Here is a 577-nt window from a genome sequence, read left to right as displayed (position 1 = left end):
GACCGCTTTCAATCTGATTATCGTCATGCCTGTTATTCTCATTAAGGTTATTACCGTTATCACGATTATCATGATTAACATTGTTAACATCGTCATCGTTATTCTTCTCGCCACAAGTTGGCAGGTTTTCTTGTCCGTTGCTATCTAAACCTTTATAGTGCTCAGCATAGCGATAGTCAGTGCCATAAGTGGTAAGGTCTTTGGGTTGGCTGTTAACTTCCCCCTGTAAATCGGCGAGGGCATCACGGTAGTTATAGTCTTGTACTTTGACTGAACAGGCCACTACTTCACTATGCAGGCTGATATCCCACACACTTTCAACGCCACTATCCGCCATGCCACTAGGCGGTTTATAGTCGATATCGGCTACCTGCGCATAGCCTTGTTCATAATCACTTAACACCATCACATCACAATGATGTTCGGCATGCGTTTCAAAGCGAAACCAAATACCGACATCGGCCAATAAGCGTTGAATAAAGGCAAGGTCACTTTCTTGCCACTGAGTAATAAACGCCCGCTCAGGGTAGCTGTCTTTTAGCTCTAAACGGTAATCAATCCCCGTCAAACCATGACT

1 protein-coding gene is annotated in these 577 nt (G+C 44.4%); it reads right to left on the bottom strand.

Annotated features, from left to right (window positions below; translation table 11 throughout):
- A partial coding sequence (locus BQ5209_RS10440) for a contractile injection system protein, VgrG/Pvc8 family (protein ID WP_208610029.1) occupies positions 1-577 on the bottom strand: 577 nt, incomplete at both ends.

This window comes from Gilliamella mensalis, assembly GCF_900103085.1.
Lineage (GTDB): Bacteria > Pseudomonadota > Gammaproteobacteria > Enterobacterales > Orbaceae > Gilliamella > Gilliamella mensalis.
Note: the sequence above shows the minus strand (reverse complement) of the source record. Positions and strands in the feature narration are given on the sequence as shown.